Origin of the sequence: Paucibacter sp. PLA-PC-4, from assembly GCF_026241155.1 — a bacterium.
In the GTDB taxonomy this organism is placed as follows: domain Bacteria; phylum Pseudomonadota; class Gammaproteobacteria; order Burkholderiales; family Burkholderiaceae_C; genus Roseateles_E.
This window is the reverse complement of the sequence record NZ_JAPFGP010000014.1, coordinates 141,301-165,417: the sequence shown is the minus strand read 5'-3', so window position 1 is coordinate 165,417 and position 24,117 is coordinate 141,301. Positions and strand designations below refer to the sequence as shown.

The 24,117-nt window shown below is 66.5% G+C and carries 24 protein-coding genes; 17 read left to right on the top strand and 7 right to left on the bottom strand.

What is annotated here, in order from left to right; genetic code table 11:
- The first annotated feature begins 1 nt into the window (after nt 1).
- The 8 genes from OOZ63_RS20770 to OOZ63_RS20735 all read left to right on the top strand — a co-directional run bounded on the left by OOZ63_RS20770 (nt 2) and on the right by OOZ63_RS20735 (nt 8,525).
- A complete protein-coding gene (locus OOZ63_RS20770; RefSeq protein WP_266007518.1) occupies nt 2-913 on the top strand; it encodes a YicC/YloC family endoribonuclease in 912 nt (303 codons plus the stop codon).
- A gap of 197 nt (nt 914-1,110) precedes the next feature.
- Nucleotides 1,111-1,467 carry an Arm DNA-binding domain-containing protein gene (locus OOZ63_RS20765; RefSeq protein WP_266007517.1) on the top strand — a complete coding sequence of 119 codons (357 nt, stop codon included), beginning with the start codon at nt 1,111-1,113 and terminating at the stop codon, nt 1,465-1,467.
- A 421-nt stretch (nt 1,468-1,888) separates the two neighbouring features.
- Nucleotides 1,889-2,308 (top strand): Fur family transcriptional regulator, encoded by a 420-nt coding sequence (locus OOZ63_RS20760; protein WP_266007515.1) that lies wholly within the window; start codon nt 1,889-1,891, stop codon nt 2,306-2,308.
- 11 nt (nt 2,309-2,319) lie between these two features.
- Nucleotides 2,320-2,691, top strand: coding sequence for a hypothetical protein (locus OOZ63_RS20755; RefSeq protein ID WP_266007514.1), 372 nt, complete (start codon nt 2,320-2,322; stop codon nt 2,689-2,691).
- A gap of 99 nt (nt 2,692-2,790) precedes the next feature.
- Nucleotides 2,791-4,956 (top strand): TonB-dependent siderophore receptor, encoded by a 2,166-nt coding sequence (locus OOZ63_RS20750; protein ID WP_266007513.1) that lies wholly within the window; start codon nt 2,791-2,793, stop codon nt 4,954-4,956.
- Between the two features lie 25 nt (nt 4,957-4,981).
- Nucleotides 4,982-5,740, top strand: a complete 759-nt coding sequence (locus OOZ63_RS20745) for an ABC transporter ATP-binding protein (protein ID WP_266007512.1) — start codon at nt 4,982-4,984, stop codon at nt 5,738-5,740.
- Nucleotides 5,737-7,164 (top strand): ABC transporter permease, encoded by a 1,428-nt coding sequence (locus OOZ63_RS20740; protein WP_266007511.1) that lies wholly within the window; start codon nt 5,737-5,739, stop codon nt 7,162-7,164. Before OOZ63_RS20745 ends, OOZ63_RS20740 begins: the two co-directional genes overlap by 4 nt.
- On the top strand, nt 7,161-8,525 hold the full coding sequence (locus OOZ63_RS20735; protein ID WP_266007510.1) for an ABC transporter permease: 1,365 nt from the start codon (nt 7,161-7,163) through the stop codon (nt 8,523-8,525). The genes OOZ63_RS20740 and OOZ63_RS20735 overlap by 4 nt, the downstream gene beginning before the upstream one ends.
- A gap of 219 nt (nt 8,526-8,744) precedes the next feature.
- Here OOZ63_RS20735 and OOZ63_RS29285 read toward each other — a convergent pair whose 3' ends face one another.
- Nucleotides 8,745-9,011, bottom strand: a complete 267-nt coding sequence (locus tag OOZ63_RS29285) for a group II intron maturase-specific domain-containing protein (protein ID WP_416234767.1) — start codon at nt 9,009-9,011, stop codon at nt 8,745-8,747.
- A gap of 242 nt (nt 9,012-9,253) precedes the next feature.
- On the opposite strand from OOZ63_RS29285, the gene OOZ63_RS29280 reads away from it, so the two are divergent.
- Entirely contained in the window at nt 9,254-9,448 is a 195-nt protein-coding gene (locus OOZ63_RS29280; RefSeq protein WP_416234766.1) for a Mu transposase domain-containing protein, read from the top strand.
- Between the two features lie 138 nt (nt 9,449-9,586).
- Here the strand turns inward: OOZ63_RS29280 and OOZ63_RS20730 are convergent, their stop codons facing one another.
- Nucleotides 9,587-9,727, bottom strand: coding sequence for a hypothetical protein (locus OOZ63_RS20730; protein WP_266007539.1), 141 nt, complete (start codon nt 9,725-9,727; stop codon nt 9,587-9,589).
- Between the two features lie 671 nt (nt 9,728-10,398).
- Here OOZ63_RS20730 and OOZ63_RS20725 point away from each other — a divergent pair.
- The 7 genes from OOZ63_RS20725 (at nt 10,399) to OOZ63_RS20695 (ending at nt 16,973) form a co-directional block, all read left to right on the top strand.
- Entirely contained in the window at nt 10,399-11,412 is a 1,014-nt protein-coding gene (locus OOZ63_RS20725; RefSeq protein ID WP_266007509.1) for a substrate-binding domain-containing protein, read from the top strand.
- Nucleotides 11,413-11,440: 28 nt separating this feature from the next.
- Nucleotides 11,441-12,457: an ABC transporter substrate-binding protein gene (locus OOZ63_RS20720; protein ID WP_266007507.1), complete on the top strand. Its 1,017-nt coding sequence runs from the start codon at nt 11,441-11,443 to the stop codon at nt 12,455-12,457.
- Nucleotides 12,457-13,254: an ABC transporter permease subunit gene (locus OOZ63_RS20715; protein ID WP_266007506.1), complete on the top strand. Its 798-nt coding sequence runs from the start codon at nt 12,457-12,459 to the stop codon at nt 13,252-13,254. The genes OOZ63_RS20720 and OOZ63_RS20715 overlap by 1 nt, the downstream gene beginning before the upstream one ends.
- A complete protein-coding gene (locus tag OOZ63_RS20710) occupies nt 13,251-14,048 on the top strand; it encodes an ABC transporter permease (RefSeq protein ID WP_266007505.1) in 798 nt (265 codons plus the stop codon). Before OOZ63_RS20715 ends, OOZ63_RS20710 begins: the two co-directional genes overlap by 4 nt.
- Nucleotides 14,049-14,052: 4 nt before the next feature.
- Nucleotides 14,053-15,102, top strand: a complete 1,050-nt coding sequence (locus OOZ63_RS20705) for an ABC transporter ATP-binding protein (RefSeq protein ID WP_266007504.1) — start codon at nt 14,053-14,055, stop codon at nt 15,100-15,102.
- The gene (locus OOZ63_RS20700; protein WP_266007503.1) at nt 15,099-15,941 is read left to right on the top strand and encodes a phosphodiesterase; all 843 of its coding nucleotides are present in this window, start codon (nt 15,099-15,101) and stop codon (nt 15,939-15,941) included. Before OOZ63_RS20705 ends, OOZ63_RS20700 begins: the two co-directional genes overlap by 4 nt.
- A gap of 225 nt (nt 15,942-16,166) precedes the next feature.
- Nucleotides 16,167-16,973: a hypothetical protein gene (locus OOZ63_RS20695; protein WP_266007502.1), complete on the top strand. Its 807-nt coding sequence runs from the start codon at nt 16,167-16,169 to the stop codon at nt 16,971-16,973.
- Between the two features lie 559 nt (nt 16,974-17,532).
- Here OOZ63_RS20695 and OOZ63_RS20690 read toward each other — a convergent pair.
- From OOZ63_RS20690 to OOZ63_RS20675, 4 genes are read right to left on the bottom strand one after another with little or no spacing between them, the layout of a single operon-like run.
- Nucleotides 17,533-17,892 carry a hypothetical protein gene (locus tag OOZ63_RS20690; protein ID WP_266007501.1) on the bottom strand — a complete coding sequence of 120 codons (360 nt, stop codon included), beginning with the start codon at nt 17,890-17,892 and terminating at the stop codon, nt 17,533-17,535.
- Nucleotides 17,889-18,680: a hypothetical protein gene (locus tag OOZ63_RS20685; RefSeq protein WP_266007500.1), complete on the bottom strand. Its 792-nt coding sequence runs from the start codon at nt 18,678-18,680 to the stop codon at nt 17,889-17,891. Before OOZ63_RS20685 ends, OOZ63_RS20690 begins: the two co-directional genes overlap by 4 nt.
- On the bottom strand, nt 18,677-19,819 hold the full coding sequence (locus tag OOZ63_RS20680; RefSeq protein ID WP_266007499.1) for a PepSY-associated TM helix domain-containing protein: 1,143 nt from the start codon (nt 19,817-19,819) through the stop codon (nt 18,677-18,679). The genes OOZ63_RS20685 and OOZ63_RS20680 overlap by 4 nt, the downstream gene beginning before the upstream one ends.
- Before the next feature lie 22 nt (nt 19,820-19,841).
- Nucleotides 19,842-21,974: a TonB-dependent siderophore receptor gene (locus OOZ63_RS20675; RefSeq protein ID WP_266007498.1), complete on the bottom strand. Its 2,133-nt coding sequence runs from the start codon at nt 21,972-21,974 to the stop codon at nt 19,842-19,844.
- 1,169 nt (nt 21,975-23,143) lie between these two features.
- Between OOZ63_RS20675 and OOZ63_RS20670 the strand changes: the two genes are divergently transcribed.
- A complete protein-coding gene (locus OOZ63_RS20670) occupies nt 23,144-23,338 on the top strand; it encodes a hypothetical protein (RefSeq protein ID WP_266007497.1) in 195 nt (64 codons plus the stop codon).
- 263 nt (nt 23,339-23,601) lie between these two features.
- On the opposite strand, the gene OOZ63_RS20665 is transcribed toward OOZ63_RS20670, so the two are convergent.
- Nucleotides 23,602-23,883: a hypothetical protein gene (locus OOZ63_RS20665; protein WP_266007496.1), complete on the bottom strand. Its 282-nt coding sequence runs from the start codon at nt 23,881-23,883 to the stop codon at nt 23,602-23,604.
- Nucleotides 23,884-24,117 lie beyond the last annotated feature (234 nt).

The window sequence follows — 24,117 nt, the reverse complement described above, 5'->3', positions numbered from 1 at the left end:
GATGCCAGTCTACAGCATGACGGGTTATGCCAGCGCCAGCTCGCAGCCCTCTTCCCATAGTGAAACCGGCACTCAAACCGGCGCGAGCGTGACGGTTGAACTCCGATCGGTCAATGGGCGTTTTCTCGACCTTGGCTTTCGCATGCCCGAGGATTTACGCGGCCTGGAGCCGGCGCTGCGCGAGCTGCTGACCGCCGGGTTGAAGCGCGGCAAGGTCGAGATGCGCATCAACACACAGCGCGAAGGTGACAACACCTGGCCCCAACCCCAGCCCGAGCAGCTCAACCGGCTGGCCCGCCTGGAGTCCACGGTGCAAGGCTGGCTGCCCAAGGCACAAGGCCTGTCGGTCCACGAAATCATGCAGTGGTGCAAAGGTGGCGGCGTCACCGAAAAACTGGACGAGGCCACCTTGGAGGCCGCACGCCGCTGCCTATCAGGTCTCGTTGAGGCGCGCGAGCGCGAAGGTGAGAAGCTGGTCACCATCCTGATGGAGCGCATCGGCAGGCTGCGCGAATTGGCGACCCAGGCCGAGCCCCTGGTGCCGGCCGTCGTGCAGCGTCAGCAGCAGCGCTTCTTGGAGCGCTGGCAGGAGGCCCTGGTCTCGACCGGGGCTGCGCAGAGCATCCCGGAAGAAGCGCTGCGCGAGCGCGCTCTCAACGAAGCCGCCGCCTATGCGATCCGCATCGATGTGGCGGAGGAATTGGCCCGACTGCGCGCCCATCTGGAAGAGATCGCCCGGCTGCTGAAAAAAGGAGGCGAAATCGGCAAACGACTCGACTTCTTGATACAGGAGTTACATCGCGAAGCCAACACCCTGGGCTCGAAATCCGCCGCACTGGAGCTGACCAATGTCTCGGTCGAGATGAAGGTGGCAATCGAGCAGATGCGCGAGCAGGTCCAGAACATTGAGTAGTGTTTTTGGGGGTTCTAGCACCTCCCGGAAGCACCTCACAACCTGTTGATTTGTAAGAATTTTTCGTCCCAATCCATCCCGCAACGTCGCAGCTAAGCGCGCGCGTCCTGCGGGGTTTTTGTGGGGTTCTTCAGGATTCGCCCCTCTTCGGGCGACTGCCCGAAAAACCCCCACAAACTCCAAAGGAGCGGATGGGAATGGACCAGCAACGACGACCTCTCACCGACCGAGAGCTGAAAGCTCTCCTCGCCAATGGCGCCACCGATCGAAGCAATGGCGACAGCCTGACCTTCGTCGCCAGCGCGACGGCGGCTCGCAACGGCAAGGCGACCTGGGTCCTTCGGTTTCGCTTGAACAACCGCGCCCGCGAAAACGTACTTGGCCGCTACCCGGAGTTGTCACTGAAGGACGCCCGAGAGCAAGCTCATAAGGACCGCGCGCAAGTCGAGCAAGGCGTCGATATAGCGACGATGAAGCAGGCAATCAAAGCACGCCTGACCGAGGCCGCGACTGTCCGCAGTCTCGGAGAACAATGGCATGCACGCTATATCTAGCCAAAGTACAAGCCCCCCAACGTCGTGGTGCGAGTCCTCCAAAAGCACATCTTTCCGGTCATCGGCTCGGTATCACCGAAGGACGTGCGACCCACACATGTCGACCTCGTGCTCACCCGGACCGTAACCACGCTGCCCCGACCGTGGCGGGCGACGCACTGCACTACATGAGCAGGATGTTCAAGATGGGTGCCTGCCGATCGCCACACATTCCGCATGTGCGCACTACGTGCTTCACCAGACCCGGCCTCCGGGCGAGCTGCTCAAGCAGCGCGTAGGAATCAATCCGAAGTAGTGGAAGGAGCGCGGCGCACCCCACTCGAACGCAAACCTCACAGCATGGACATGGCACCTTGCAAATGCGAATGCATTTGCAATAATGCAGCATACAAGACAGCGTGCCTACCAAGTCATTCACCTGATGGAACGATCCACCCGCCAACGCACCGCCATCCGTGCCGCCATCGATGCGGCCGGGCGACCGCTGTCGCCCCAGGAAGTGCTGGAAGCGGCGCAGGAGAAGGTGCCAGCCCTGTCATTGGCCACGGTTTATCGCTGTATCAAGGCGCTGCTGGATGCCGGCGAGGTCAGTGCCGTGTCATTGCCGGGCGACAGCCCGCGATATGAGTCGGCCCAACATGAGCACCACCACCACTTCCAGTGCACGCAGTGCCTGAGGGTATTTGATGTGCATAAATGCCCGGGCGAGCTCGCGGGACTGGCTCCGGCGGGCTTCACGGTAGAGCGGCATGAGTTGACGCTATACGGTCGCTGCAACGACTGCCCCGTGCCAGCCTCGGGCAAAAGCAAGACCCAGGCTCACCGCCACCTGCCGCGTTGACGGGGAACTCCTTGCCGTCGAACAAACACAGCGGTCTTGGTACGCGCTTGCGCCACCGGCTGATCCTATGGCTGTTGCTGGCCGTGTTCTTCAACGCGGTGGTGGGCATGCCTGTCCACGAAGCCAAGCATCTGGCGCAGAGCACGGCGCCGGCGGCACAGCCTGCCGACGACGATGAGCACGCGGCGGAGCATGACGAGGGGGCCGATGGCGCTTGCGCCTGGTGTCTGGCCTATGCCGATCTGGGCATCGCGCTCGCAGGCTCGCCCGCCGTCCACGCGCTGGCCTGGCAGGCCGCCCTGCGGCGCCCGCAGGAAGCGCTGACCTTCGTCCCCTGCCCCGGCCGCTGGCCCTTCGCCTCGCGCGACCCGCCCGCTGCATAAAGACCGCCATCCTGGCGGTGTGTTCGCTCCTTACACAGTTTCGTGGCCCGGCGTGACGCCGGCGCCACTGCGTCCTCGTTCGTCTTCCCGAGTCTTCCCATGCTGTCCACCCAATGCCTCGCGCCCGGCGCGCGCCTTCTTCCTTTGCTTGTTGCGCTCGCAGCGCTGTATGGGGGGCCCGCCATCGCCCAGCCTGCCAAGACCGACACCAGCACCGACGCCGCCCAGCTACCGGCGGTCGAGGTGGTCGGCCGCAGCGAATCGGGCGCCTATCACGCCGCCGAGGCGGCCGGCGCCAAAACCGATCTCGCGCTACGCGAGCTGCCGCAGTCGGTGCGCATCGTCACGCGCCAGGCCATTGACGACCTCGGCGCCACCAAGCTCGACGATGTGCTCGACTATGTCGGCGGCGTCTCGCGCCAGAACAGCTTCGGCGGCCTGTGGGACAACATCGCCATCCGCGGGCTGCCCGGCAACGAGAACACCGGCATGGCCACGCTGCTGAACGGCTTCTCATCGAACCGCGGCTTCAACGCGCCGCGCGATCTGGCCGGCGTTGAGCGCATCGAGTTCCTCAAGGGTACGGCGGCCGCGCTCTATGGCAGCAGCGAGCCCGGCGGGACGCTGAACATCGTCTCCAAGCGTCCGCTGTGGAACACCGCCCACGCCGTCGAGGCCTATCTGGGCAGCTACGGCCTCAAGCGCGGCGCCTTCGACAGCACCGGCCCGGTCGGCGAGAGCTTTGCCTACCGGCTCAATGTCGCGGTGGAAGACCGCGACAGCTTTCGCGAGCACATCAGCGCCCGGCGCGAGGTGATCGCACCGGCCTTCACTTGGAAGTTCGGCGGCGCCACCCAGCTGGACTACGCGGGTGAGTTTCTGCGGCACGCCACGCCGCTGGACCGCGGCGTGGTGGCAGTTGACAACAAACTGGGGGCCGTCCCCCGCCATCGATTCTTGGGCGAGCCGGCGGACGGCAAGGTGACGGTTGAGAACCAGACCCATCAGTTCATCCTGTCGCATGAGTGGAATGCCGACTGGCGCAGCCGCTTCGGTCTGTCCTACCGCGAGACCGCAATGCACGGCTTCTCTACTGAGGCGACGGCACTGCGCCCCGACAACAGCACGCTCACGCGCCAGCGGCGCTTTCGCGACTACGGCTCGGAAGACGTCGCGCTACAGGCTGAGCTGCAGGGCAATCTCAAGACCGGCGCCATCGAGCATGAGCTGCTGATCGGGCTGGAGAGCTTTCGCTTTCGCATGGATTCGGTGATGCGACGTGCCAATCCGACGGGCACCCAGCCCTACGCGATCGACATCCACGCCCCGGTCTACGGCCAGGCTCAGCCAGTGCCCGGGCCGAACACCGACACGCTGGAGCGCCAGCGCAACACCGCGCTCTACCTGCAGGACGCGATCAAGCTCGCGCCCGCGTGGCGCCTGGTGGCGGGCGTGCGGTTCGACGACTACCGCCAGTCGCTGGCGAACCGCATCAAGGGCGACACCGCGCGCCAGCAGCCCTCGTCGAGCGCGCCCCGTGTCGGCCTCTCCTGGCTGGCGACACCGCAATGGACCGTGTATGCCAACGCCGGCCGCTCCTTCCGCCCCAATGTCGGCTCGGGCGCTGCCTCACAGGGCTTCGAGCCGGAGACCGGCCGCGCCCTCGAACTCGGCAGCAAATGGGAAAGCGCGGACCGGCGCATCGGCGCGACCGCAGCACTCTTTGACATCCGCAAGCGCCATGTGCTGACCGCCGACCCGGTCAACGTCGGCTTCTCCATCGCCGCAGGCGAGATCCGCAGTCGCGGCCTGGAGTTCGACCTGGCCGGTCAGCTCAGCAAGCAGTGGCGCCTGAACGCCAGCCTGGTGCTCAACGATGTGGAGATCAGCAAGGACAACAGCCTGGAGGTCGGCGGACGGCTGCTCAATGTGCCCAAGGTGAACGGCAGCGTGCTCGCGGTCTACGAGAGCGATCTTGCCAACGGACAGCGCTACAGCATCGGCGGCGGTGTCACGCACATGGGCAAGCGACTGGGCCAGGCGCGCACCCAGGCCGAGGCCAATGCCGGCACGCCAGCCTTCGATCTACCGGCCTACACGACGGCGAAGCTGGTCGCCTACTGGCGCGTGAACCCCAAGCTGCGCCTGACCCTCGATGTCGACAACCTGTTCGACACCAGCTACTACACCAGCTCCTACAGCCGCCTGTGGGTGGCACCTGGAACCGCGCGCAGCGCCACCGTCGGCCTACAGGCCAAGTTCTGAACCCGAGTAGATGGACACGATGCCCATGACCGACCTTTCCGTGCCGCCCGCCGTGGCCCCACACCCTCCTGCCCTCCAAGCCTGCGGCGTGATCGCCGGCTATGGCGCCAGCACCATCCTGCAAGGCCTGGACCTGACGGTCCGAGCCGGTGAGATCTACGCCTTGCTGGGTGCCAACGGTGCCGGCAAGACCACCACGCTGAGCTTGTTCCTGGGTTTCGTGCGGCCGGCGAGCGGCCAGGTGCGCGTGAGCGGCATTGACCCAGTGGCGGATCCGACTGCAGCCCGACGCCAGCTCGCCTACATCCCAGAAAACGTCGCGCTCTACGAGCACCTCAGCGCGCGTGAGAACGTGGCCTACCTGCTCCACCTCGCGGGCCAGCCCACCGATGCACCGGCGATCAATGCAGCCCTGGCGGCGGCCGGCCTGGATGCCGCCGCGCATGGGCGGCGCATCTCGGGCTTCTCCAAGGGCATGCGCCAGAAGGTGGCGATTGCGCTGGCGCTGGCACGCAAGGTGCCTGCGCTATTGCTGGACGAGCCGACGTCCGGCCTGGATCCGCAGGCCACCACCGAGTTCAGCCGCCTGCTCGGGCTGCTGCGCGCGCAGGGTGTGGCTGTGCTGATGGTGACGCACGACCTGCTCGGCGCCGCCGATGTGGCCGATCGCATCGGCTTCATCGAAGGCGGACGTCTGATCGAGGAGGTCGCGGCCAATGGCGAAGAGCGCTTCGATGTGCGCGCCTTGCACCGGCGCTACGCCGCACAGGAGGCCCAGCGATGAGCGCCATGCTCCGGATTGCGCGCGAGGAGTGGCGCCTGCTGAGCCGCGACCGCGTGGCCGTGCTGGGCCTGACCCTGCTGCTCTTGCTGACGGCCGTGGCCTCCTTCACGGCCTGGGAGCAGCGCCGCAGCACCGATGCACAGCGCACGCGCCACCAGGCGCAGGTGGATCACGAATTCGAGGCCCAGCCTGAGCGGCACCCGCACCGGATGGTGCATTACGGGCACTTCGTGTTCAGGCCTCTGAACCCGCTGGCCGCCTTCGATGCGGGCGTGGACGCCTACACGGGCCACACCCTCTTCCTCGAAGGCCACCGGCAGAACAGCGCCAACTTTGGCGATGTGCGGCAGTCCTCGCTGCTGTTGCGCTTCGGCCAGCTGACGCCGGCCTTCGTGCTGCAGGTGCTGGCACCGCTGCTGCTGATCTTCGTTGGCCATGCGTCGCTGGCGCGAGAGCGCGAATCCGGCACCTTGCGCGTGCTGCTCGCGCAGGGTGTTGCGCCCGGGCAGATCGTCGCGGGCAAGGTGCTGGCCATGAGCGCCGTGGCCGCAGCGGCCCTGTTGCCCGCATTGCTGGCGCTGCTATGGATAGGCGTCGCAACGCCGGCGCCCTTGGGCCTGGCCGCCGTGCTGGTGGCCGGCTACGGGCTGTGGCTGCTGATCTGGGCGCTGGGCATTGTCGGTCTGTCGGCATGGTTTGGTCGTGCCCGCGATGCGCTCGTGGCGCTGCTCGCGGTCTGGGCCATCAGCGTCGTGCTCGTGCCGCGCCTGGCCCCGGAACTGGCCGCCTCGGCCATGGCCTTGCCGACACGCTTCGAGACCGATATCGCGGTGGCGCGCGATCTGGCCGCGCTGGGTGACAGCCACAACCCAAACGACCCCTACTTCGCCGGCTTCAAAAAGAAGGTGCTTGCGCAGTACGGCGTCAGCCGTGTGGAGGATCTTCCGGTCAACTACAAGGGGCTGCTGGGCATGGAGGGCGAGCGGCTGACCAGCGCGCTTTTCGTGCGCTACGCCAATGACGGCTTCGAGCGCCAGGCCGCACAGCTGCGTCTGGTCGACAACTTTGCCTGGCTGAGTCCGGTGATCGCGCTGCGCCGCCTGTCCATGGCGGCGGCCGGTACCGATCTGCAGAACTACCGTCGCTTTGTCGAGCAGGCCGAGCGCCATCGCTACCGGCTGGTGCAGGAGCTCAACCGGCTGCAGGCCGAGAAACTCAGCTTTGCCAGCGACCGCTCCAGTCGCGACAACCGCATCGGCGCCGAGCACTGGCACGGCATGGCCGACTTCCACTACGAAGCCGCTCCGCCCATTGAGGCACTGCAACGCACCGCGCCCGCTGCGGGTGTTCTGCTGCTCTGGCTGGCGGCCCTGACTGCCTTGTTGGTGCTGGCCGCGCACCGCCTGGGAAGGATCAAACGATGAACTGGCTTGCCCACGAATGGCGCCTGCTGCGGCGCTCAAGACTGGCGCTGATCGCGCTGGCGCTGCTGATGTTGCTGTCGGCCCTGGCCGTGCTGTCGGGGCTGCGCGAGGTAGATCGCCAGCAGCAGACCATCGCACGCCTGGCCGGGCTGCAGCAGCAAGACCTGGCCGCTCAGGCAGGCAAATACACGCAGGGCGGCGATGCCGGCTCGGCCGCCTACTACACCTTTCACAACACCTGGGACGCGCCCTCTCCCACCGCCTTCCTGGCACTGGGTTTGCGCGACGCCGCGCCTTATGTGCTGCGCGTACGGGCGCTGGCGCTGCAGGCGCAGTTGCATGAAGGCGAAAGCTTCAATCCCGAGCTGGCATTGGCCGGGCGTTTCGACTTTGCCTTCGTACTGGTCTATCTGGCGCCGCTCTTCCTGATCGCGCTGTTGTATGACCTGGTGTCCGGCGAGCGCCGGTCGGGCCGTCTGGATACGCTGCTGGCCATGCCCGGTGCCGGCCGGGCCCTGTGGCTGCGCCGCGCGGGCCTGCGCTCGGCGCTGGTCTTTGTCAGCCTCGTGCTGCCCGTGCTTGTGGGTGCATTGAGCAGCGGCACGCCGATGACCGCAGTGGCCGGTGTGCTGGCGAGCGCCGCAGCCTACCTCGCGTTCTGGACCGGGCTGACGCTGATCGTCGCAACGCGCCAGGCCGGATCCGCCGCCCATGCGATGACGCTGATGGGCTGCTGGGCCGTCCTGACCCTCATCCTTCCCACCTTTGCCAACGCAGCGCTGACGCGCGCCGTGCCGGTGCACCAGGGGGTGGAACTGATGCTGGCGCAGCGCCAGGCCGTGCACGGGGCCTGGGATGTGCCGCCCGAGGCCACGATGGAGAAATTCTTCCGCAACCACCCCGAATGGCGACACACCGCGCCGCTGCCGGCGGGCTTCCACTGGAAGTGGTACTACGCCTTCCAGCAGCTCGGCGACGAAAGCGTGGCGCCGCAGGTGGCGGCGTATCGGGACGGTTTGCTGGCACGCCAGCACTTGACCTCACTGCTGGGCTGGCTGCTGCCCGGCGTCGGCGTGCAGGCCGCGCTGCACCGCCAGGCCGACACCGATCTGCAGGCGCAGCTGGCCTACCAGGATCGCATCGCCGAGTTCCATGCAGGCCTGCGGGGCTTCTATTACCCGTACTTGTTCAATGATCTGCGTTTCGGCAGTCGTGACTTCGCTGCACAGCCGGTGTTCAGCCCGCCAGCCCGATCGCCCCAATCGCCGACAAGTCAGTTGCTGGCTCTGGCGCTGATGGGTGCTGCCGCTTTGGCGCTTGGCGTTACCGCAGCCGGCCGCCTGCGCGCCATGCGAGGCTGACGGGCACCGAGCAGGGTAAGGAGTCGCTCCCTCTGCCCTCCCACACCCCCGGACATATGGGTGAGCAGCCGGCAGTTCAAGAGAATCTCTGGTCCCGGTATGGTGGACATCCACCAGCGAGACCAGCCCGATGTTGGCAAGGTGTCTCGATGGCATTGCGGACACCATGTGTTTGGCCCAGGCATTGCGCCACCGCTCTCGCCCGTTGACACTCGACTTCTACGCGCGGTGCGCGTCCAGGCCGAGTGATCGCATGCGCGAGGCGCACGTAGCTGGCCGTCTCCGCTGTCGCAACTCGGTGACTCGCATCCGACGCCGCACCAAGATTTCCATATGTTCGAGCACCCTTGGACCTTGGATGTACTGAAAGTCGTTCATCCAGCCACGCAGAAACGGCCGGAGCTGCTCGATGGTCCGCTCCAGACCTTGTATCTTGGAGATGTGGCGAAAAGTAGTTGCCAAACGAGCAGGGAACAGCACGGACATGACGCAAGGCCCCGAGCCTGGGATGTAGATTTAGCGCCACGCCTAACCTTTGCGCCAACCAGAGATCGGACGGTGGCAAAGGCCCAGCCGTGTGCGATGAGCCTGCATTGCCAAGGCAGATCGGCCCAAAAGGGCATGGCGCGCTACAACCAGGAGGCACGACATGCTTCACTTTGGAATTGACGTATCCCGCAACTAGCTGGATTGCGCAGTGATCGACGATCAGGGCCAGCGCATCAAGCGTGCACGTGCCTTCACAAACGACACCCAAGGTGTCATTGAGTTGCTCGGCTGGGCATGCGCGGTTGCCGGCGGTGGCACCGGACTTGGGGGCGCGGCATCGCGTCACCTTGCACCGGGACTATCACGTGTGGTTCAACCGCAACTACTACTCCGCTCCCCACACGTTGGTGAGCAACCCGCGTGCACGGTTGTGAGGGGAGGGATGCTGGTGACGGCGTGTCCTTGCCCAACGGCAAGGCCCGCAAGCCCTACGAGTTCGGCGTCAGGGTCAGCCTGGCGGTGGCGCACAAGGGCGGGCTGATCATGGGCGCCCGCAGTTTCCCTGGCAATCGTTAGACGGGCAAGCGCTGGCGGGTCAGCTGCTGCATACCGACGCCCTGCTGCAAGACATCAGCGTAGCGCTGAAGATCTCGGTCGTCGATCTGGACTATCGCGGCGTGGACAAAGACGTCGCACCGGTCGAGGTGATTCATGGGGCACGTACAAGTCCTCAAGCCAAGATCACAAGCGCTGACTCTAGCTGCGTCAGGCGACCGATCCCACCATCAGGCATATGTAGCACGATCTCTGGATCGACAGCGCTGGCTCAAGGGCTGCGAGCGCGACGCGCTGCATGCCGAACTGTGCGCGGCCGGGCTCAACCTCCGATGACTGATGCGGGCGCTGTGGCGCCAACTGCTGGCCAGCGGCCTGAGGTACGTTCTGTTCGCCTTGATCGCGCAATGTGCGGGCTCGCTCTTGGGCGGCATGGGCAGGATGGGTGCCTTGGCAAAACCAAACACGATGCGTCGGCTACCGGCCGCGTGACGTACCGATCACCAGTGCTTTACTGGCAGTCCGACGCTGTCACTCCATTTGCCGAAACGGACTTCCCAGGTCCGACCACATGTCAAGAGTCGAAGCCTCGTAGAGAACAGCCTGCCCGATAGGGGAGAACAGGCGGTCAGAGCTCGGTCGAAGTCCGCAACTTCAGCCTAGGCTCGCACTCTGCGCGGCAGGGCCGCCAGCCCAAGCCTGCCGGTGCCAAGTGCTCAAGGTCTCGCAAGTGGCGGCGGCAAGCCAGCCCGAATAGAGGAACTGCGCATTGTCACGAGGATTTCACGCAACACGGCTGTAATGAAAACGTTTACATCCAACACACCGTATGTCCATCATCAACGTCGCCCGCCAAGCCGGTGTGTCCATCGCCACCGTCTCGCGAGCCTTCAACGCTCCCGAATCCGTCGCCCCGGCCACCCGTACTGCCGTCACGGCTGCGGCTGCGGAGCTGGGCTATGAACCGAACCTCAGTGCTCGCACGCTACGCACGCAGCGCAGCCGCACGCTGGGCGTGGTGCTGCCAACGCTGCTCAACCCTGTGTTTGCCGAGACCCTGGCCGGCATTGCCGGCGCGGCGGCCGATGCCGGCTACTCGATCATCCCGCTGACCACCGACTACCGGGAGGCGCAGGAGTTGCAGGCGCTTCGCCTGTTGAGCGGGCGCAGCGTGGACGGACTGATCCTGACAGTGGCCGATGCCGAGCGTTCGGCCACGCTGGCCGCGCTCAAGCGGGCGCGTCGGCCCTATGTGTTGGCCTATAACCGTCACCCCCGGCATCCCTGCGTCAGCGTCGATGGAGAGACCGCGATGGCCGAACTGGTGGCACGGCTGCAGCAGCTCGGCCACCGCCGCATCCTGATGGTCAGCGGCCATCTGAGCGCGTCGGACCGTGCCCAGCAGCGCTATCGCGGCTATGCCGCGGCGATGCAAGCCGCCCACAGCGCGGCCGAACTGCTGGAGTTGCCCTTCATAGACAACGCGCCCGAGCAGCTATTGCAGCGCCTGGGCGGCGCGGACCGCCAGCACCGGCCGACGGCCCTGGTCTGCTCCAACGATCTGCTGGCGCTGCGCTGCATGCGAGCCGCCGCGCTGGCCGGGCTGCGGGTGCCCGAGGACCTCAGCGTGATCGGCTTCGACGGCATGGCGCTGGGCACCGAGTTGCGACCCTCGCTGGCCAGCATCTCCCAGCCCAATGAAGGCATCGGCCGGCGAAGCGTGGCCTGGCTGCTGGACTGTCTGGACAGAGGCAAAGCGCCGCGCGCCGCCGACAGTCTGACCCTGCCCCACCAGTTGCGCGAGCTCGAGTCGATGCGCGCCCCTTCTTGCTCCACTCTTTAACCCAACCTACTCACACGAGGAATTCATGATGAAAATCTTCCGCCCCCTGACACACGGCATCGCTGCGGCCCTGATCGCCCTGGCGGGCTTTAGCAGCCAAGCCATTGCACAGACTGCCATCTGCTACAACTGCCCTCCCGAATGGGCCGACTGGGGCACGCAGCTGCAGGCCATCAAGGCAAAGACCGGCGTGACCGTGCCGCCGGACAACAAGAACTCCGGCCAGAGCCTGTCGCAGTTGGTGGCCGAGAAGGCCAGCCCGGTGGCCGATATGGCCTACTACGGCGTCACCTTCGGTATCCAGGCCAAGAAGGCCGGTGTCACTGCCGGCTATAAGCCTGCCCATTGGAACGAGATCCCCGAGGGGCTGAAGGACGCCGATGGCCACTGGTTCGCGATCCACTCCGGCACGCTGGGCTTCATGGTCAATGTCGATGCGCTCAAGGGCAAGCCGGTGCCCAGGTCCTGGGCCGATCTGCTCAAGCCCGAATACAAGGGTCTGGTCGGCTATCTGGACCCAGCCTCGGCCTTCGTCGGCTATGTCGGCGCGGTGGCGGTCAACAGCGCCCGCGGCGGCACGCTGGACAATCTGACGCCGGCCATCGAGTACTTCAAGGCGCTGCAGAAGAACGAGCCCATCGTGCCCAAGCAGACCGCCTATGCGCGCGTGCTGTCCGGCGAGATCGCCATCTTGCTGGACTATGACTTCAATGCCTACCGCGCCAAGCACAAGGACAAGGCGCGCGTCGAGTTCGTGATCCCGACCGAGGGCACGGTAGTCGTGCCCTATGTGATGAGCCTGACGGCTCAGGCCCCGCATGCGGCCGATGGCAAGAAGGCGCTGGACTTCGTGCTCTCCGACGAGGGCCAGGCGATCTGGGCTAATGCCTTCCTGCGCCCGGTGCGCGCCTCGGCGATCTCCAAAGAAGCCCAGACGCGCTTCCTGCCGGCCAGCGAGTACGCCCGCGCCAAGGCGCTGGACTACGCCAAGATGGCAGAGGTGCAGAAGGCCTTCTCCGAGCGCTATCTGCGCGAGGCCCAGTGATGCTGGGTCTGGCCTGCGCGGCGCCGGCGGCGGCGCTGTTCTTCGCGTTCTGGCTGCTGCCGATGGCGCGGCTGGCGGCCCTGCCGGCCAGCGCCGGCTGGGCCACCTACACCGCCGTTCTGACCGAGCCGCGATATCTGACCAGCCTGGTGCAGACCACCGCGCTGTCGCTGACGGTCACCGCGGTGACCCTTGTGCTGGCCGCTGGGGTAGGCCTGTACCTGGGGCGGCAGCGCTTTAGCGGCCGCTCGCTACTGCTGGCGCTGCTGACCCTGCCGCTGTCCTTCCCCGGCGTCATCGTCGGCTTCTTCGTCATCCTGCTGGGCGGCCGGCAAGGCCTCTTCGCGCAACTCAGCGAGGCCCTGCTGGGCAGCAGCATCACATTCGCCTATGGTCTGAGCGGCCTGTTCCTGGCCTATCTGTACTTCTCGCTGCCGCGCGCCATCTCGGCCTTTACCGCGGCAGCCGAGACGCTGGAGCCACAGATCGAGGAGGCGGCGCGCTCGCTCGGCGCGCGGCCCTGGCAGCTGGCGCGCGATGTCTGGCTGCCGGCGCTGGCGCCGACCGCGCTGGCCTGCGGCGCGATGCTGTTCGCCACCGCGATGGGTGCCTTCGGTACCGCCTTCACCTTGGCCAGCCGCTTCGAGGTGCTGCCGATCACGATCTACAACGAGTTCACCAACTACGCCAACTTCCCGTTGGCCGCCGCGCTGTCGCTGGCCCTGGGCCTGATGACCTGGGGTGTGCTCTTCATCGCGCGCCGCCTGGGCGGCGCACCGACCGGGACCGCCGCATGAGAACGGATACCCGCAACGCAACGCCGCTGCTGGCGGCACTGACCCTGCTGGTGACGCTGTTCACGGTGCTGCCGATGCTGGTCTCGCTGAGCGCCGGCCTGGTCAACAACTACAGCCAGGGCCTGTCCAGCGGATTGACGACGCGCTGGCTGATCCAGGTCTGGCAGCAGTACGGCGGCACGGCCGGCCATTCGCTGCTGCTGGCGCTTGCCTGCGTGATCGGTTGCCTGCTGCTGGGCCTGCCCTGCGCCTATGCGCTGGCGCGCAGCCGCTCTCGCTGGGCACGCCTGTTCGAGGAGCTGCTGACTTTGCCGGTCGCGGTGCCGGGTCTTGCCAGCGCGCTGGCCCTGATCCTGGCCTACGGCCAGCTGCGCGGCTTCCGCCAGAGCTTTGCCTTCGTGCTGGTGGGCCATCTGCTGTTCACCCTGCCCTTCATGGTGCGAACGGTGGCCGCCGCGCTGTCCCGCGAGGAGCTGGTGGCGCTGGAGGAGGCGGCGCGCTCGCTGGGCGCAAGCTTTGCGCAGCGCTTTGTCGGCGTGCTGTTGCCGGCGGTGGCGCCATCCATCGTGGCCGGCTGCCTGATGGTGTTCACGCTCTCGGTCGGCGAGTTCAACCTGACCTGGATGCTGCACACCCCGCTGACCCGCACCCTGCCGGTGGGCCTAGCCGACAGCTATGCCTCGATGCGCATCGAGATCGGCTCCGCCTACACCCTGCTGTTCTTCATCGTCATCCTGCCCGTGCTCTGGGGCATGCAGGCCCTGGCCAAAAGTCTGGAAAAACGCTATGGATGAGTCCTTGCCTACCGCTTCCGAACGCACCCTCGTCGAGGTGCTGAACTGCAGCAAGACCTACGCCGACGGCACGCGGGCGCTGCAGCCCACCAACCTGCGCGTCGAGCCTGGCGAGGTGCTGGCTCTGTTGGGCCCCTCGGGCTGCGGCAAGACCAGCTTGTTGCGCTTGATCGCAGGCCTGGCGGCACCCGATGCCGGCGGCACGCTGAAGTTCAACGGCGAGGACGTGACGCGCCGCGCCATCGAGCAGCGCGGCATCGGCATGGTGTTCCAGCACTACGCGCTGTTCCCGCAGATGTCGGTGCAGGCCAATATCGGCTACGGCCTGCGCATCCGCGGTGTGCCCGAAGCCCAGCAGCGCCAGCGCATCGGCGAGCTGATCGATTTGGTGCGCTTGAACGGTCTGGAGCAGCGCCGTCCGGCCGAGCTCTCCGGCGGCCAGCGCCAGCGCGTGGCGCTGGCGCGTGCGGTGGCGGTGCGCCCGCGCGTGCTGCTGCTGGACGAGCCGCTGACAGCGCTGGATGCCAAGCTGAAGGAATCGCTGCGCGACGAACTGGCCGAGCTGCTGCGCCGCCTGCACATCACCGCGATCCACGTCACCCACGACCAGCAGGAGGCGATGGCCATTGCCGACCGCCTGGCCGTGATGCAGGCCGGGCGCATCGTGCAGCTGGGCACGGCCGAGGAGCTGTACCGGCAGCCGGCCCAGCCCTTCGTCGCCGAGTTTCTGGGCCGCGTCAACCGGCTGGCCCGCTCGGCCGATGACATGCGCGAGGGCACGCTGCAGCTCGGCGCGCTGCGCCTGCCCTGCCCGGCGCTGACCGGCTGCGCCACCGTGCTGCTGCGCCCCGAGGACATCCAGCTCGGTGCGGACAGCACCGGCCAGGGTCTGAGCGTGACGCGGCGCGTCTTTCTCGGCGAACGGGTACAACTGCATCTGGCCCTGCCCGGCCAGGCCGCGCCGCTGGTCTGCGATGCGCCCAAGGACAGCCCCTTCAAGACCGGCGACCGCGTCCAGCCCCAGGTGCGCGCCGAACATCTGATGCCTGCATGAAACCCCAACTTCTCGTCCAGCTCAGCGACCCGCACATCCGCGCGCCTGGCCGGCTGACCTACCGCCGCGTGGACACCGCCGCGTATCTGCGGCGCGCTATCGCCGCCGTCAACGCGCTGCCGCAGGCGCCTCGCGCTGTCATCATCACCGGTGATCTGACCGACTTCGGCACGCCCGAGGAATACGCCCATTTGCGCGCGCTGCTGCAGCCTCTGGCCTGCCCCTGCTATCTAATGCCGGGCAACCACGACGACCGCGCCGGCCTGCGCCAGGCCTTCGCCGAGCATGCCTATATGCAATCCGCCGAGGCTGCTGATGACTTCGTGCAATATGCGGTCGACCTCGGCGGCCTGCGCTTGGTGACACTGGACACGGTGACCCCACGTGCCTCGCACGGCGAGCTGTGCACCGAGCGCCTGCAACGGCTCGACGCACTGCTGAGCGCCGACCCGCATACACCCACCGTGCTGGCCATGCACCACCCGCCCTTTGCCACCTACATCGGCCATATGGATGTGATCGGCTTGCGTCACGGCGGGCCCGAGCTGGCTGCGTTGCTGGGCCGACAGCCGCAGGTGCAGCGGGTCATCTGCGGCCATCTGCACCGGCCCATCCAGGCCCTTTGGGGCGGCACGCTGGCAATGACCGCCCCGTCCACCGCCCACCAGGTCTGCCTGGACTTGGCGCCCGATGCGGCTTCCCGCTTCGCGCTGGAACCTCCAGGCTTCCTGGTCCATGCTTGGTCCGAAGCCGGCCAGTTGGTCACGCACCAAGCCGCCATCGGCGAGTTCGACGGCCCGCATCCCTTCTACGACGAGGACGGCGCGCTGATCGACTGAGGCGTACCGGTGATCGGCAGCACCTTGGGCCCAGTGTTCAGCGCCCGGGCGGTAGACCGCGCTCACGCCGCTCGGACTCGGCCGTGTACATAGCCCGGTCGGAGGCGCGCTGTAGTTCGTCCCGGTGGCTCCGTCGTCTGGAAAGCGGGCTTCGCCGATGCTCACTACGACCTGCACGATCAAGCCTGTCACCAGCGGCACCGACGTGACCACCGCCTGCTCGATGTGGGCGATGACAAGGGCGTACCCCTGCCTGTCGCGCAGATGAGGCAGGATCAGTACGAACTCGTCGCCGCCCACGCGAGAGAGCGTGAGGCGCGCTGGCATGCAGATCAGCGTGCCGGCCTGATAGCCGAACAGGCGCTCGCTGGCACAGGCGCTCCAGATGATGCGCAGGTCCCTGAGCTTCTGGATGCCCACCAGCTCGTTGCCCAGCATCGCCGCCTGCTGCCGATTCAGCACCTGCAGCGCCTTGCGAGCAAGATCCAGCTCCGTCACGTCATACATCACGAAACGGCTGCGGACGAAACGGTCCTCGCCGTCGCCGTCGCAGATCGCCGTTGCCGTGGCCGTTGCCGTTGCCGTTGCCGTTGCCGTGACGGCAACGCGCCGCAGCTTGCCTTGCCGACTGACGAGATCGAACTCCACCGGCCCCACCGAGCCCGCCTGCGGCAGCGAGGACAAACTCTCGCCGGCACGCACCGCGCTCTCGCGGGTGGAAAAGTCGCGCGGGCCGAGCTTGCCGATCACCTCGCAGGCGCTGCAGCCCAGCCAGTCCTGGGTCGCCGCGTTGGGGTGACAAAACAGGCCCGACGCATACAGCGAGCAGTCGCCACAGGGCGCGTGGTCATGAAGGTCCTGCAGCCGGCGGGCGAGTTCCTGGACTGCAGGCTGCAGCTCGCTCCGCTCAGCCGCATCCCGCCCGACAGTTTGGATCACCTGCAGCCGGCCGGGTCGAGCATCGCGCAATGGACGGACTCCCCCAACGTAGCGACTTCTCACGGTCATGCAAGCGCAGCACCGCCTTCATGACTGGACAGGCCGGCGAGAGCTGCTGCATGGCCAATGCGACAGCGCAGTGCTCCTGCGGATCAAACAGACCATGCCAGGTCGTCTGCAGCGCTCCCTTGGCCAGGGCCGAAGGCGGCACGGGCCGCAGGGTTGGCAAAGATCATGTGACTACGAGCATCGAAGCGAAAATGCATCTCGGTCTACTCGTCGATGACTGCTCGCAGCTGCTGATGGCGCCAGCCGACGCTCTGATTGGTCCCGGTCACATTGGCTGACAGGGTCTTGAGTCGCTGCACGGCCCGATAGAGCCGTCGCATAGGCGATGTAACTCTCCTGCGGGAACAGGACTGCGCGCAGGCCGAGTGCCAGTGCAGCAAGCGCAAACGCGTAGGGTGCCATCGTGAAGCGGGCAAGCGACTCAGGCGGCAAGTTCATGCTCAGGCCTGTACTTCAATCACGGCTTCTTTTCTGGCAAGCCCCTCGTCTTCACCATCCTGAACAGGCTGGCATCGCTGCCTTGGCAGGGTTGTACCGGCGGCGCGCTCCCCGCTACCAGCCCACGCTGTTGAGCTGCATCGGATCAGGTACGCCCCAGCAGCGGCACCAGCGCACAGGCCACCGCACCAGTGCCGCCCACCCAGCGACTGACGCGCAGGGCCAGGCCGGGCGTGGCATTGAGTGCGAGCACAAAGGCCCAGCCCATCAGCATCCAGGCCGCCGCTACGCTGGCCAACCCGGCCACGAGGCCGAGCACGAACCCGCCGCAGGCGCATTGCAGCGCGACCAGCGGCAGCAGCCGGACCGCCAACGCGCAAAGCGACTGCGCAGCCGGGTCGGCAGAGATGCTGCGCGCGCCCACACCGCAGACCCACCACGCCAGCCCAAGCGGCGTGGCTGCGGAGATCGCGAGCACAGCGCTCAGCGCGATGCCGCCCGTCATATCGAAGCGCCCTGAGCCAGCGGCGCCGGGGATGCTCGAGGCGGCTGCAGCGAACGCCAGGCCAGAACCATCAGCAGGCCGGTCGCCAGCAGCGGCAGCTGCAGTGCGGACAGCCAGGCCAGCAACGCGAACCCAGCCGATGCCAGCGCCAGCAAGATGGCCGCACTGCGCGGCAGCCAGGCCGCCAGCGATACGGCCGGCAGCACCAGGAAGAACACCAGCAGCATGCCCAGCATCCCGACCCCGCGCTGCGGATCGACCGCCACGACATAGGCCATGCGAAAACACTCCACCATCAACGCGCCGCTCAGCCAAAATCCGGCATACCGACGCAGATGGGGTACGACCTGTCGCCACCATGTGCGCCGCGCCGCGCCCAGGACGACTGGCCCAGTCAGACGGCCCGGCCGCTCCGGGCCGTCCTTCACAATCCGAGTCAGTCCAAGCGCGCCCGCCGCCAGCAGCGCCAGCGACAAGGCCATCGCCCGGCCCTGCGGCAAATCAGCCCCCAGGCTGAGCAGCGCGGCCAGCAAGAGCAAGGCCGCCAAGGCACTCAGGCTCAGGCGCCACAGCCGCACTGGGCGCCGCCCGGCCCAGGCCAAGCCGCCAGCCATCAACAGCCAGCCTACGATCAGGGCCCAGGCTAACCATAGCGGCCGTTGCGACAGCGGCGACAGCCCAGGGGGCGGTGCCAGTTGCAGCAGGCTGGCCGCCACCAGCGCGGCGGGCAGCGCGGCGAATAGGCCCAGCAACCAACGTTCGCCGACGGAGATGACTTCATCACTCATCCTGCCAGTCCTGGTTGGCCCTTGCCGGCGCTGCGGGCGCTGCGCGTAACCCGGCGCTGGCGCCGTCCGTCCAGCCAGATCAGCGTGCCGCTCAGGGACAGAAAGGCTGGCGTAAGCCCGAGCAGGAAATACAGCCACTTCAGCCCAAGCCCGCCGAAGTCACCGAAGTGCAGCGGCTCCATCAGGCCGTTGACCTGGCTCCAGAAACCCTGCTGGCGGGGATCATGGGCCTGGGTGAGCCGGCCGCTGGCGCCATCGAACTGCAACTGCGCAGTGCTGTAGAGATGAGTCGAGAGATTGCCTGTAAAACGCGCACTGGCGCCGGGCTGTCCCCAGCGCTGCAGCGAGACATAGCGGGTCTCGAAGCCGGGAACGGCGCTACTCGCCTGCCGCGCCATCTGCGCCAGCGAGGCCATGGCCGGCGCGGGGCCGGTCAGTTTGGGTTTCGGGGTCTTGGCCGGGCGCTGTGCGCCAGCCTGGGCTATGTATTCGAAGCCCCGCTCGAACACCGGGGCCAGGCCCAGCCAGGCCCCGGTAAAGGCGATCAGCAAATGAAAGGCCAGGCCCCACACGCCAGCGGACTTGTGCAGGTCGGACATCACGACGCGCAGGCTGCGGTCCCAGCGCTGAGTGAACAGCTCGGCAATGATCTTGCGATGGATCACGATGCCGGTGCCGATCAGCACCAGCAGAGCCACACCGAGAAAGCCGACGATCCAGCGCGGCCCGAAGAACAAAAACACATGCAGGCTGCGGATGAACTGGCCCAGTTGGCTGTCCACCGGCCCGATCAGCGCGCCAGTGTCGGCCCGCAGCGCCAGCTTGGTGCGGCTGGCGTTATCGCCCGGGTCAAGGCGCAAGAAAGCCATATAGGCCGGGTTCACCGCATCAGGCGGCGCGAGGGTTTCGACAGCGGCTTGCGGATAGGCGCGCTGCAGCGTCGTCATCACCGTGTCCAGGCTGACCGGCTCACTGGCGCGCGGCACGGCCCTCAGCACCGGGTTGGCCCAAAAGTCGATCTCGTGCTTGAACACCAGCACGGCGCCCGAGAAGCAGACCGCGAACAGCAACAGCCCCGTCACCACCCCGGCCCAGGAGTGCAGGATGAACAGCATATTGAGCGTGCGACGGCTGGTCATGGCTGGATCGTCGGCAGGCGCATCAGTACATCAGCTGCAGGCCCAGCGACCAGTTGCGCGGCATCGCCGGCGACACCACGTTGGCATTGATGGCGCCGTCGTAGTAGGTGCGGTCCAGTAGGTTCTTGACGCCTGCAGTGAGGCGCCAAGTCGGGGCGCCGTAGCTCAGGCTGGCGTCGAGCACGGCGTAGCCGGGCAGCGTGAACGGCAGGCTCCCGCGCTGTTCGCTGACGGCGCGCCCACCTAAGCCCAACGTCAGCGCCGGCACGGCGGGCAGCTTGTAGAGCGCCCACAGCGAGGCAGTGTGGCGCGGCTGCAAATTGATCGGCAGGCCGACGATAGCGCCGTTGTTGTCGCGCGTGACCTTGGCGTCAGTGTAGGCGTAGCCGGCCGTCAGGTTCAGGCCGTTCTTGAACCTCGCGCCGAGCTCCAGCTCCAGCCCGCGCGAGCGCTGCTCGCCGGTCTGCACGCTGAAGCCGGTGTTGATCTGATCGGCCGTCGTGACGTTCTGGCGGGTCAGCTCAAATAGCGCCAACGAGGACGTGATACGCCCGTCCAGCGCCTCGTGCTTGAGGCCCAGCTCCCATTGCTCGCCGGTCTCGGGGTCGAAGGGGCGACCGCCGAAGGTCAGCCCGCTGACCGGCAGAAAGGACTCGGCCCAGCTGGCGTAGGCCGACCAACCCGGTGCGAACTCCTTGACCAGCCCCGCGCTGCCCACGGTAGCCTCGCTGTTTTGGTCCAGGCGCGTGCTGCGGATGCGGTCCTCGGTGCGCTCCTTTGAGCGGTCGTGGCGCAGGCCCAGCAGCGCGGTCCAGCCGTCGCCGAACTTCAGTTGATCCTGCAGATACAGTCCGGCAACGCTGAGCGTCGAGGGGGCATCCGAGGTCAGTTTATCCGGACAAGTAGCCGCCACGCCATAGACCGGGTTGAACAGATCCAGCGGCGCGATGCGGCAGGCCCGCGCACCCAGCAGGCTGTGGCCCTTGCGGGCATCGATGCCGACCACCAGTTGATGCCGCACCGGCCCGGTCTGCAGTTGCGCCAGCAGCGAGGTGTCGCTGACGAGGATGTCATAGTCCATGTACTGGCGGTTGGCCGTGCGGTTCTGCAGCCGATGGTTCGGCTGCAACACGCCGTTTGCGACGAAGTTGCCGGTGCCTGACTCCTCTTCATAGCGAAGGCCCTGGCGCAACGTCAATTGCGGGCTGAAGCGATGTTCGAGGCTGTAGCCCAGGGTCTTTTGCTCAACGTCGTAACCGCCGAACGATGGATCGCCGGTAAAGCGCGTGAGCGGCACCCTGCCATTGACGTTAGGCAGCAAGGTACCGTACGGCGACACGCCTTGCTGGCGCAGCCACTGGCTCTTGCTGTAGCTGCTGAAAAGCACGAAATCGGTGTCGCGCCCGAAGTCAATCGACAGCGAGGGAGACAGCCAGCGGTCCTTGCGATAGACGAAGTCCGTCGGGTCGTCGCCATTGCTGGCCTGGGCCGTCAACCGCAGCGCCGTGCGGCCATTGGCAGACAGTGGCTGGTTGATGTCGGCCGACAGCGTGCGCTGGCCGAAGCTGCCGACTTCCAGGCCCGTGTCGAGACGGCGGACCCTCTCGGGGCGCTTGCTGATCGCGTTGACCAGGCCGCCGGGCTGCACCTGGCCATAGAGGATGGACGAGGCACCCTTGAGTACCTCAAAGCGCTCGTAGGCATAGCTCGTGAGCTTGGTCCACATGCCCGGGCTTTGCACAAGCCCGTCGACCAGGATGGATTCGGTGGAGCGGAAGCCGCGGATATTGATGTCATCGAAGCCGCGGCGGCCGAAGTTCACCGGGCTGACGCCCGGCACCGTCTGCAGGGCCTGCTGCAGGCTGGTGATCTGGCGCGAGTCCATCACTTCGCGCGTGACGATGCTCAACGAGCGTGGCGTCTCCAGCAGCCGCATCGGGGCCTTGCCGGCGCTCAGCCCCTGGGTCGGCGAGAAACCGGTGTCGCGCTGCACGCTGCCGTAGATCACCACCGCCTCCACCTGAACGGGCGCCGCGGGTTGGCCCTGCGTTGCGGCGTCGGCCGACGCCCCCTGCTGGGCCCAGGCCCCCGCGCCGGGCAGACCCAACAGACAGGCCGCTGGCAGCAGGCGCAGCAGCGAGACCTTGGGGTGCATGGGAAGGGGGACTGAATCGTCGTCAGGCAGGAGCAAGGACATGGGAAACTGAGCGCAGGAAGCACGACACCGCGAGCCGTTACAGGGCCGACGGCGGACGTGGGTTGGAGGGGGTGGCGGCGGAGTCGCACACACGCTCAGCAGGCGTGCGAACAAGCGCGGCAAGGAGGATTGGCGTTCAGCCTCAGAACATCGGGACCATACGTTTAATCAGGTCGAGTACCGCCAACAGCACGGCAAATTGAATGGATTCGGAGTATAAATAGTAACCGCAATCATTCTCATTTGCAAATAAACGTATCTAAGCGCTCGCCTCGCTCCTGGCACCGAAGCTTCATCGAGCCTGCATAGACCGGACGCGCCCCTTCGAAGCGCCCCGCCTGCTGTTCAGCGTCGCCTCGCCCTGCCCGTCTGGCCGAAGTCAGCCACGCAACCCAGCTCCTGCGAGCGACTGCGAAGCGCGAAGCAGAACCGAGCGTCTCGTTCGTGCAGCCAGTCCCGCCACCGCCGCGCGGTGCGTCGCCCCACTGCGGCGCACCTGGCGCAGCCGTGAAGGGACTCCCCGAGGAGCATCCGCCTGCCGAACCGCCCAGTCGTACCAGCGCCTGGGCGAGGTGAGCGCCGGCAGCGGCGAGCAGCTCTGCGGGCAGGACCCACACAGCAGGCGCAACACCTGCGCAGGGTTGAGGGGGTCAGCCTTGCGGGAGTAGCAGCTGTGTCGCCACACAGGGGCCTATCCGCAATGGAGGCACCGCGCCGGGCGGTAGTGTTCCGGTGCGTCGCGATGCGACCAAAGGCTGGGCGAGATCGGGACTGCTTCCTACATTCCGGTTCATAGGTTGGTAGACGCTGTGTGACGTGCGGTGTGGCAACCCACGATAACAACGCAGTACCGGCCTATGCCCTAGGCCTGCAGTCCCGCGATGACATCAGTTGCGCTCTGACGAACGCCCGAAAAGGACCTGGGACATCAGCCCGCCATCGACCTCAGCCAGCGGCGGTCATGACACCTGGCAGCAACAAGCCGCCGATGGTGCCTCGCGTGGCGCGCGTTGCGCACGTATCGGCGGCCGCGAATGCCGAGTGCCAGGCGCGGCCAGCGCCGCCTCGGCCACCGTGGAGTTCGGGGCAGTGGCCACGCCGCCAAGGCGCCACGTGTCAAAGCCGCCGTGATTGAAGCCGACGTGAAAGGGGCGAAGCTGACGCTGTTGACGGGTGCAAGATTGCGGACCGTGACCATCACATCGAAGATGGCGGCCTGCGCCGAGGTCTACACCGAGAGCATGGCGGCGATGGCAGCGCCGGTGCGCGAGCGCCGGATGATGTGTGCGGTCATAGGATGCGCCTGGCAAGACGGTGGTTGAAGCAAGCTCGGGGCGCCGAACTCGCACAAGCCATGCTAGGAAACCTGGGGCATGAATGCCTCAATGAAGGTCACCGCTGCGAAAACCTCGGCCCCGGGCTCCATTCCGGGAAAGCGGGGCTTCGGAAGATGCGTATTCTTGAACACACTCTGCGCTTCCTGCCCTTTGCACTCGTGGGATGCGTCAATGACTGGCCCCTTCGAGTCGTCCCCGCTTGTTGGAGGCGAGTCCACTGGCTGACGCAGCGAGACCGCCGCGTCGATTCAGCTCAAGGCCTTACGGGACGGCCGCCCAAAACGTCCGGCAGTCAGATCGGCAAACGCAGTGAACAGCCAGGGGCAGCCCGGTGCCACGGCATAAAGCTGACGATGGCCGGTGGAGCGACGACGCACTGTCAGCAGCCGGTCGGGTAGACCGACATGACGGAGTTCATCCGGTCGTCCCTCCGACATCTCGAAATCGCTGGGTTCGAAACCCGCTAGCTCCAAGGTCGATGCCAGCGTGGACCATAGATGCTTCGGGTGCGTTTCGTTGGGCGAGGTCATCGGAATCTCGGGTCAATGAGAAGTTTGCAAAAAGCTGCTTCGCTAGGCGTCAGTGTGGTCGGATCAGGTGACACCGTGATGAAGCACATCGGCGCAGCTCAAGCGACCGCGTAACAGTTTGTTCGATCAACGCTTGTGGGTCCAATGTCTGCGCGGTCAACCGCCCTCCCGCCACGCCTCGCTTCGGTGCGCCTTGCACGGCCACCGCACAGCGACAGCGCAAACGGGCTAATG